Origin of the sequence: Nocardioides sp. (assembly GCF_050699375.1) — a bacterium.
In the GTDB taxonomy this organism is placed as follows: domain Bacteria; phylum Actinomycetota; class Actinomycetes; order Propionibacteriales; family Nocardioidaceae; genus Nocardioides.
The window spans coordinates 1-1,757 of sequence record NZ_JBOHDN010000037.1; the positions used below are offsets into that span (position 1 = coordinate 1).

Below are 1,757 nucleotides of genomic sequence, written 5' to 3' on the forward strand. Positions count from 1 at the left end.
GGCCTCATTGGGCATTCGACGGGCTCTACCTCGGCGAGGACGAGCACGGCGAGTGGATCGGCCACCCGGTCGGCACCTTCGCCACCAAGCCGGGCGGCAGCTACACCTCCGGGTGGTCGTGGCTCACGTTGTCACCGCGGCAGGAACCCGCCCACCTGGTCAGATTCAACGGGCATGGTCAACCCGACGACATCACGATCTACGTCGATATGACCACACCAGCCGAATGGTCCGGCACGGTGCTGAGCTGCGTCGACCTGGATCTCGATGTGATCGAGCTACGCGACGGGAGGGTCCTGCTCATCGACGAGGACGAGTTCGCTGAGCACCAGGTTGCGCTGCACTATCCGCCCGAGGCCATCGATCTGGCCCAGGCCACCGCCGACCGAGTGTTGCCGGAGGTCACTGACAGCGCGCCACCTTATGACGGCGAGGCCCCGCTCCCCTGGTTCGAGGTGCTCACCTCGTTCTCACGATGACGTTCATCCGGCAGCATCATTCCGATTCAGGCAACTCAGCCAGTGCTGCGTACGCAGCTTTGATGTAAGGAGACAGCAGCTCGGCCACATGCGGCACATCATCGACCAACGTATTCCAGAGTCGGGCATAGTCGATCGCGTGATAGACGTGGACGACGAAGTTGCGGTTCGTACGCATCGCACGCCACGGAATCGCGGGCAGCAGGTCCCGCCAGGACTCGTCGATGTTCCCCACGGCCTCGCCAATACGGTTGCTGATCGCCTCGGCCGCGAGGCGGTGCAGGAAGTCGTTGTCGTACGCAGCGCGTCCACGCGCGACCAGATCGGCGGCCGCTCGGATGGAAGTGTCCAGGTCGATCAGGTGCGCAGCGACACCGTCGGGTAGGGGCAACGCCTGATCTTCCGCCACAGTCACAGATCCTTGGCGTCGCGCAGGATGTTTCGATCGCGCGGGGGCGCCAACGCGTCTGCGCTCACGACGTCCACACCGACACCGAGCAGATCCTCGACGTCGCCAGCAAAACCGGCCTGGTCGAACAGGGAGGCCTCCGGCTTGAAGTCGACCAGCAGGTCGAGGTCGGAGTCAGGGCCGTCGGCGCCACGCGCGACCGACCCGAAGACGCGTACCCGCGAGATCCGACGCTTTGCGGCGGCGGCAAGGATGGCGTCGCGGTGCCGGTCGAGGAGCTCTGAGGGACGGATGGTGTTGACCAGCTCGATCTGAGCCCGAAATCCTGTACCCGCCAACAGCCGGGCGACAGTGGCGGTCGTCGGGTGCGTACGTCCGGACTCGATGCGGGCGATCGTCGTCTGGGCGATGCCCGTTCGGCTGGCCAGATCACGTTGGGTGAGACCTCGGACGCGCCGCGCCTGCCGCAAAAGCGCACCCACCTCCGCGCCACTGATCGGGCCTCCTGCAGATGAACGCTCACGGGCCGACGCAGTCATCATCACTCCCTCCTGATGGCATTGATGCTATCTTTCGAGCGGGACTCCCACAAGGCTCCAACGGGACCGCCCGACTCGACCGACCGACTCGACGCTCGTCAGGCAGACTGAGCGCCATGCGCTTCGAGGCTGGTCATCCGGTTCGTGTCGGGTTCACCAAGTGGGGTGGGCGGCCGCATTGGTCCTTCACGGGCATATTCCTCGGCGAGGACGAGCACGGTGATTGGATCGGGCATCCGGTCGGCACCGAGTTCGCCCGCCCGGGGCATGGGTGGGTCGCCGACTGGGACTCGGTCAGCGTCGTGCCACGCCGCGACGCGGCTCACTTCG

General features: G+C 65.7%; 3 protein-coding genes and 1 pseudogene. 2 read left to right on the forward strand and 2 right to left on the reverse strand.

From position 1 onward, the window contains the following. The coding region (locus ACRDPS_RS01980; RefSeq protein WP_431499937.1) for a DUF402 domain-containing protein at nucleotides 1–479 on the forward strand (479 nt) is incomplete at its 5' end. A 16-nt stretch (nucleotides 480–495) separates the two neighbouring features. Here ACRDPS_RS01980 and ACRDPS_RS01985 read toward each other — a convergent pair. After that, a complete protein-coding gene (locus ACRDPS_RS01985) occupies nucleotides 496–888 on the reverse strand; it encodes a HepT-like ribonuclease domain-containing protein (protein ID WP_431499938.1) in 393 nt (130 codons plus the stop codon). Nucleotides 889–890: 2 nt separating this feature from the next. Then, nucleotides 891–1,430 carry a helix-turn-helix domain-containing protein gene (locus ACRDPS_RS01990; RefSeq protein ID WP_431499939.1) on the reverse strand — a complete coding sequence of 180 codons (540 nt, stop codon included), beginning with the start codon at nucleotides 1,428–1,430 and terminating at the stop codon, nucleotides 891–893. A gap of 113 nt (nucleotides 1,431–1,543) precedes the next feature. Between ACRDPS_RS01990 and ACRDPS_RS01995 the strand changes: the two are divergent. After that, nucleotides 1,544–1,757 (forward strand): annotated as a pseudogene (locus ACRDPS_RS01995) (hypothetical protein); the annotation flags it as partial.